This window comes from Enterobacter sp. CGMCC 5087, from assembly GCF_003144775.1.
GTDB lineage: Bacteria > Pseudomonadota > Gammaproteobacteria > Enterobacterales > Enterobacteriaceae > Enterobacter > Enterobacter cloacae_M.
The window spans coordinates 1-7,951 of the sequence record NZ_QFXN01000193.1 but is presented as its reverse complement, the minus strand read 5'-3'; the positions used below and the strand labels follow the sequence as shown (position 1 = coordinate 7,951).

The following is a 7,951-nucleotide window of genomic DNA, read 5'->3' as shown; positions in this document are numbered from 1 at the left end:
GGCGCTTTACCGGCAACCAGTGACTGAATTTCCTTCAGATTCAGTTCGCTGTCATACGCAAACACTCTGGGCTTTCTGCGCTCTCCTCGCCCGTCACGCTCTCCAGTTATCTGCCCGGTGCCATTCAGTCTGAACTCCCGGTTTCCCCAGTGGCTGTCGTCCATGCCCACCAAACGGCCCAGCACATCGTACCGGTATCGGCGCTCCAGCACGTCATTCACCCGACCACCGTCCGGCGCCAGAGACTGACGCACCAGCAGTCCGGTGTCACTCCATTCATGTCGAAGCGAGAATCCCTGACCGTTGCTGCGCCGTTGCTCCAAACCAGCCTCATTATGGCTGAACGTCAGCGGTTGATGACTCCCCACCGACAGCGCAGCCAGACGCCCCTGGCGCCAGCTTAGCCCCAGCTCTTTCAGCAAACCGCTGGCGGCGATGCGCTGACCGGTCTCATCGTAAACAGAACGAATCTCCTGCCCGTTTACACGCTCACAGACTATCCTGCCCGACGGGCTCCACTCGTACTCCACCACTGCATCTGCGCCTGCGGCTTTCAGCAACCGCCCTGCGGCATCATAGCTGAACGTTGTGATGCTTTCCTGCTCTCCCTCTGCACGATAAGCCGTGATGTCACTGAGACGCTCGACCTTATCGTAGCCATAACGCAACACGCTGCCATCCGGTGCATGGCGGGCGTTGAGCTGCCCGCAGACATCGTATTCGTACCGGTACAGTCTTCCGTCATAATGTCGCTCTTCGGATAACCGACCGCAGGCGTCAAACCGGTATACCCACTTCTGACCATGACTGTTGGTAACGCCTGCAAACTCAGCTTCCGCGTTATAGTGAATCCGGACGGAGGCCCCCTCCGGGTTAGTTATCCCGGTAAGATTATCAAACGCCCCCCAGGTGTAACGGTGCACCAGCCCCAGCGCGTCACGCACGGAAGTCAGATTGCCCTCTGTATCCCATTTCAGATGACTTTCAGTACTATTTTCATAACGCACCAGACAGGGCGTTTCACTGCTTCCCTTATATTCCCAGCGGCGAAACAGTATTTTCCCGTTTTCCGGAACGATCCGGCGTTCAATAAGACGATATTGTTTATCGTAGTGAAATTGCACCGGAGGTATGCCTGTCGATTCAATACGCTCTGTCAGCCCGTGCTCGTTATACTGCCAGTGCTGTTCCCGACCGTCCGGCGAAAGCAGGGAGGCCAGCTGTCCCCGTTCTGTCCAGCGTTGTTCCTGGCGCCGGCTCTCCGGATCCTGGACTGCCAATAGCAGCCCCTGCTGGTCATGCTCATACTGCCAGACCGCACCACAGGGATCGGTATATGTCTGCAATACACCTTCGTCGTCGTAATCATAACGCTGGCTTGTACCATCCGGATGGGTGACGGCAACGACCTGCCCCCACGAATTTCTCTTATATTCTGTGCGGTTGCCCCGCGGGTCAGTTTGTGCCGCAAGCTCGCCGTCCAGCCATTCAAAACGGGTTTCCCCACCGTCAGCCTGACGACGACAGAGGATGTTATTTCTGTGGTCCCGGGTGTAGCTCACCACACCACCGAAGCCATTATGGTAGTGGCCGGTGAGGGTCTCATCATCCCAGACATACCGTCCACGCCAGTAGTCGCCGGATGTTCTGTCGGTAAGCGCACGCCCCCGGCTGTCGTAAGTATGCTCCACCCACGTTTGCGACAGATCGTTCCATCGGATCATCCAGCCTTCAGGTGAATAACGATAATCAAAACTCCGTCCCTCACCGGCACGCACTTCAAGCAGATGCCCCTGCGCATCATAGCGATACGTTGCCAGCGTTTTGACCGCGTTTTTATCCTTATCGCACAGTCTCAGCGTGGTGAGTCGGTTATGCTCAGTTTCAGCAAAAATCAGACGCCGATCCGGCAGCACGATCCAGCGTAACGTTCCGCGGTCACGCAGCAGAGTAATATGGTTACCCGCCCGATCTTCCATCGACGTCAGATTGAGCTGTTTCCCCTGGGCATACTCAAACTCATAGCGGACGCCGTCAACATGGCGTAGCTGGAGTTTCCCCTGTTCGCGACTTAGCCGCCATTCGGGACCGGAAGCCGCCCGCTGATGCTGACCTTCATCCGGCGAAGCAAAGACATGCTGGTTGAACTCGCCATCCAGCAGCGTAATCAGCCCGTTATCCAGGGTCAGATGCATATCCCACTGACAGCGCCAGAGTGAACCCAGAAGGCCAGAATGACGCTCGCCGGTGGAGCGATAGAAACGGCGTAATTCCAGCGGGAAGAATCCAGGGACCGTAAAGTCGGTACGCCAGTCCACGACTGCCCCGGTCGCCATATCGACCGGCTCACCTTCCGTCTGGCAATGTTTGCTGGAGGCCAGGCAGGTCTCATCCTTTTTCAGCGCGTCCTGCTCAAGCCGGGTGTTATCCACGACTTCGCCCCGGTTGCGGCCAGCATTCACCGATACCGTTGCCGCTGATATCCCTTCGGCATTTTTGCGTTCATAACTGCCTTTAGGGCGTGCAGAATCCGATACACGGGTAACCACTTTCGAAACAAACTCATCAAACCGGGCCGTGATGTACGCCACTGAAGCATCAAATTTTTCAATAAGTCGTTCCAGCGCATCCACCAGCGCACGAAACTCCGCGTGGATCATCTGCACAATCCAGCTATTACTGGTCGCGTCCGTCAGCGTTTTTGACAGCGCGGTATGTATTTCCGATAACAACGCCCGGGCCTGCGCGCCATAATGCTTAAGCTGCCCCTGCAGATAGCTCAACCCCTTCACCAGATTGCCATCCGATAACCCCCTGATAGTGCGAATGGCAAACTGGATATCACCGGAATTGAGCAGATGGGATTTTTCCAGGCCGCGCAGAATGGCCCGACCAGAGACTTTGATGGCATCCCCCAGTCCGGGGATAAACCCGATGGCGCACAGCACACCATCAGCAATATGAAGCGGGTCATTCAGGGTATCAGGGTGTTTCCAGCTGTCCCATGCCCATTCACCGATGGCATAAAAATCGATGGCCTGCCCCACCACGGGCACAAAGCCAAGGGCAATCTGGCAGAACAACAAAAGCGCCGTGTTACCATCCCCCACCTGGTCAGCCACTTCGGCGGCCAGACGGTGGTGAATGGTATTAATGGCCTGTTTGAGCGCGATATTGCCCTGATTAACCTGCCGGTCGAGCTGCCGGAATCGCACGTACGCGTCACGGTAATTTTCCGGTACGGAGGTGAATATCCCGCCCAGCCAGCCGGTATCATTGACCGTCACCTGTTTATCGCTGCTGTCCTCAGCATCGTATGCAAGTAACCCCTGCTGGCGCAGCAGCAGGTACAACGTGAAATACTCCCCCGCCAGGCGGGCATATTCAGGATTGTCCTGCAGTACCGGGTTATTTGTCTCTGCCTTTTCCGGTTCAAAGATGTCTGAACCTTCATCCAGCAACAGCTCAAACGTTCCACATCCCATGTCATAAATCAGACACAGACCGTCAGCGTCGGTCCGGCCATTAATCTGACTGCCGTTACTGTCGGTCAGCACGAAGGGCGCATCAGGAACAGGCTTGCCGGAATCATAATGGTAATGAATCAGCGCCTCGCAGCCACATTTGACACAGCCACCAGAGATTTTATTCTCAGTGGAAAAGTTCTTTTCAGCGGCATCCTGGCTGCTCACCAGCGTTGCCGATTTATTCTCACTCATACCGCCATCCTTGTTTTACGTTTTACGCGTTATCCATCATCTCAACCGCTGTACTGTACAGACGGTCCATACGGCTGCCTGCGGGGGTATATTCAGCGTCTCTCATGATGGCCTGCGCCCAGGCGTCACCGATAAAGTCGGGATGAAGTTCGCTCGCCAGCGCCAGATAGCGCACAATGTCGCGATCATGACGAAAACCAGATTCAAGAGCCTGCTGGTAGTGCTGCTCAGTAAACTGCTGAAGTTCGTTGTTATCTGCATCGTGCCAGCGGGGATGGTGCTGCCGGAGGTGGGCCATATAGCGTTGCAGGGTATTTAACAGGGAAGGCGTCAGAATGGCCTGCCACTGCAGTGGGCTGAGTGTTCGGGGCTGCGTGATATTAGAGGGATGTTCAGTGTGATGAGTCAGTTCCAGCCTTTCAGCCGAACCATCGGGCGCAAGATGCCAGAATTCAGCAACAGGGCCGAACAGGGCTGACGCTTCGGGATGAGTACTGGCCTCCAGTAGTGGCCTGATAACCAGCCAGTCCGCCAGACGTAATGTCACATCGTCCTGTTCAGGCGTGGTCACCAGCAACCAGGAGCGCAAATGCTGTGAGAGCACCTGTAATTGTATCTCTTCACTCCGGTAACAATACCTCCAGGACAACCGGACACCGATGCCCCAGCCATCACGGGTGAGGATGTGTTCTTTCACCGGTTCCCAGTTATTCGGATTGACCGGGATGATATATGGCGAAATGGATGCATGAGTTGCCCCAACTTTGTTCCAGTACAGGCGCGCCAGTTCATTCTTTCCGGACAACTTTTCAGCCAACCATGGAACAGAATCATTAATAGCCGCTTCAGCAAGAATAAAACAACCGTCATGACCAATGGTACTTAGCCATTGGTCATGAGTGGTCTGGTGGTGTATTAGAAAAGACTGAGAAAGGGGCACAGATAAATCTCCCAAAACAGAATAAAATCCAGGCATAGTGATGGATCATTGTGTTACTTCCCTCTTAACGCATACCCAGCTATCAGTATTGTGAAGAAATGACCAATCAGTAAAAGCGAGATCACTCTCTATTCAGGAGTATTAACCGGCCTGTTATCGCTTACTTTATCAATTAAATCAAGAACATCGTTATTCAGAAGATAGTAATTATAAAATCGTTTGTGCGTCTCTTCATCTACTTCATACGTAACTAACAGGCGACTATATTTATTCATGTAGAGGACATCCTCTCCAATAGGACTATCATCCCCCTCGTAATATACCAGAAATGAACGTGACAGTGCTTTCCCTGTTCTTTTATTAATTAAGGCAGTAACATGACATCCAGAACCTCCACATCCCCATACAGCCTGGGAATATTCCCCCGCAAATGTCACAGGATTTTGTAGTGCCTCTTTAAATCGGGTTCTATACGTGTTTGTGAAATCATCTTTTCTATCAACATGAGGAGCAACTCTTCCTCTGTATACATGCTTCACAGGATAGTCTTTTCCTTTGGGTAACTCACCTGCTGCGACATCTCCACCTGAGGAGACATTTATAACAAAAATAGATATTAGAGAAATTAGCAGTGGATATTTATTTCTTAACTTCATTTTTCACACCATAGAAATTAATGCATAAAAAGCTTATCAGGTAAAATGTCGACTCCATTCCCTAAAGTTCCGGATGGTATTGAGCTTTTTATACCATCTAAATTAAATGCTTCGAATTTTTCACCACAGGCATTGCATCCACCAGATGAAGCAAGCACCAACTTTTTATCCTGGATGCAATATGCACTATAAAAAACATACTGCATCATACTTACTTTTTCACCACTTTTATTTACTCTTTCAATTACCCCTCCAAACTGAGCAAGGTCTATTTTTTTATTGTTAATAACTAAAGATTGCATAGTACACTCAGGATTATCAACCTCAACCTGTCCTGGCTTTAAATTATTAACCCTACAATTTGATAAAATTTTATAATCAACACTTCCACATTTCGATGAAATTTCGAAATCACTCCCAGCATGAACCTGTGATACCATAAGGAAAGAAATCAAAGCTATTTTTTTCACAAGTCCACCTTGTAATTCTCAATGATGAAATCTAGCATTTCACGCTCAGTTGCATGTAAAGATGTATTACCTTTCTTTTCATCCTCAAGATATTTATTATACTCCAATATAGCATTATTCAATCGTTGAGTTGGTTGTCCATGAGGAGAACCGGGTAAGCTTGCCCATGTATTCTTACATAAATTTATACTTTCATTAATTTTCCCATCTAAAATGAGCTGCAATGAGTGATCTTCATAAATCAACTCAATACAGGCAAGATCCTGACTCTTAGGTGAAAAATCTGTTAGCTGCAGTTTAAGTTTTAGTGAACGCCAAGTTCGATATAAGAACTGGTACGCTCCAGCCGCTGTTGAACTGATACCATTTGCAGTATGTAATTGATTAGGATGATCATCAAAACTCTCAAATGTAGCACCAGCAAACATAGTTCTGTATCCTGAGTCTGTAATCGTACCTTCACCAACTCGGATCATTCGCATAAAAGCTCTTAATCGAGCGATTTTTAAGTTTACGGTAACTGTGTTGATGGCTACCAGAAACTCCACAGGATGAAAATGCCATACCGCTTCATCCTTGCTGAACTCAGGCACCTGACTCATCCATTCGTGCGCATCCAGCCATTGTTTGACGTAATCGAGTGAATCACCTGTCATTGTGGCAAGCACACCATTCCATTTTGGATTTTTACTGCCGCCGTGCCATTCGCTTTCGTGCTTTACCACCAGCCTGCGCAGGAAAAAATCAACGTACAGATTCCGGTGCCGTAACATGTCGGATACAGAGCCCCGATTCTCGATCTGTATACTCTCCGGAGTATTCCCTTTCTCCAGCTCATCCGCCATTCTGGTGTAATACGCCTGCAACTGCCCAGACTCCAGGTCGCGTCCGCCCCAGAGTTGACTACTCAGCCAACGGAAAGCATCAATAACCCATTGCTGTTCCAGGCTGCGGAGCTGATTTCTGACAGGCTCCTGCCCCACGGCCTTAAACTTCAGTTTCGTCAGGTCGTTCTGACTCACCGTTTCCACATCATCCTTACGTATCCAGGTGCCGGGACAGATTTGCAGATACACCACGCTGGCACTGTCTGTCGCTGACGTTGCTGATTCAGCCGGGATGATGTCTGTAGCATCCCCCCGGTTCGTCAGACCCGCCGGTTCAAAAATATGACTGCTGCCTTTTTCCTCACGCTGGTAGAGCTGTTTCCCCTCCGGAACCAGCAAAAACTGGCGACCCGTATGCAGCTGCGCCGGGTTATTAAGAAACAGCGGCATCCTGCCATCGTTGCTCAGTACCTCGATGTGCGAGTACCAGTCGGCCGTCACATTGCAGAACTCATCCGGTACCTCGTCTTTACCCAAAAATCCTATCGCATCACCAGCCCTGATGGCCGTCATCACCTTAGGACACACTACGGTATCAAACTGCCCCGTTTTCAGCGCTACCGACATCCATCCGGGTAAATAACCGTACTGTTCACCAACCGGCTCCACAAAGGCCGGACGGGCAGAGGTCCAGAACTTATCTCCCACCGGCGCACCGTCTTTCATTTTTTGCGCCAGGCCAAACACTTCTGCCTGTCCGCTGTGCAGCAGGAACGTTTCCTGCCGTTCAATCAGCACCTGCTCACCACTATGAAGACGGGCTTTATGAGAGACTTCAGGAGGTGCTGTCTGCCCCGGGACCTCGCTGCCGCTGTACTGACGCATGATAAGACCGTTGCCCTTTGGGGTCACCTGATACACCATCCATTTCGGGTAACTGGAGAGCGGCGCAAGGTGCATATACAGCGTGTAAAAACACAGCCAGGTGGACGAATCTTTTGTCGGTTTATGCACCGAGCGCACCAGCAAAAATGACGGCGAGTACTGCAGCGGTTTGTCGCCGAGATTGCCCATAACGTAATCCAGGCACACGCGCCAGGCCACCAGCTCCCCGCTGGCAATACACTGCAGCGGTACAGCACCGTCACAGGTATCCGGCGTCAGTACCGACCAGGGCGCCGTATTGCGGCTGATATGTATGCCGCCGTGCCACATGTCATTAGAGCCCGACAGCCAGCGCCCGTGTTTTTCCTGGCGCAGCAGAGTCAGTATTTCCTCCTGACTGTCAAAGTCTTTGCCGTTAGCCTGCCTTATCGGATAACGTGTTTCCATCGGGACT

The 7,951-nt window shown here is 51.2% G+C and carries 5 protein-coding genes; all 5 read right to left on the bottom strand.

Annotated elements, in window-relative coordinates:
• Positions 1-3,719, bottom strand: a 3,719-nt coding sequence (locus DEO48_RS15680; RefSeq protein WP_109845679.1) for a DUF6531 domain-containing protein, incomplete at its 3' end; no start/stop codon positions are given.
• Positions 3,720-3,741: 22 nt separating this feature from the next.
• On the bottom strand, positions 3,742-4,695 hold the full coding sequence (locus DEO48_RS15675; RefSeq protein WP_109845678.1) for a DUF4123 domain-containing protein: 954 nt from the start codon (positions 4,693-4,695) through the stop codon (positions 3,742-3,744).
• 92 nt (positions 4,696-4,787) lie between these two features.
• Positions 4,788-5,315 (bottom strand): hypothetical protein, encoded by a 528-nt coding sequence (locus tag DEO48_RS27210; protein ID WP_258306111.1) that lies wholly within the window; start codon positions 5,313-5,315, stop codon positions 4,788-4,790.
• A gap of 17 nt (positions 5,316-5,332) precedes the next feature.
• Complete coding sequence (locus tag DEO48_RS26560; RefSeq protein WP_146198285.1) at positions 5,333-5,785, bottom strand: hypothetical protein; 453 nt, start codon at positions 5,783-5,785, stop codon at positions 5,333-5,335.
• Positions 5,782-7,951, bottom strand: a 2,170-nt coding sequence (locus tag DEO48_RS26975) for a glycoside hydrolase family 104 protein (protein ID WP_219933017.1), incomplete at its 5' end; no start/stop codon positions are given. The genes DEO48_RS26560 and DEO48_RS26975, both read right to left, overlap by 4 nt.

Excerpts from the sequence above, each read along its gene's own strand:
- DEO48_RS15675 (WP_109845678.1), bottom strand. The coding sequence starts at position 4,695 with ATGCCTGGATTTTATTCTGTTTTGGGAGATTTATCTGTGCCCCTTTCT.
- DEO48_RS27210 (WP_258306111.1), bottom strand. The coding sequence starts at position 5,315 with ATGAAGTTAAGAAATAAATATCCACTGCTAATTTCTCTAATATCTATT.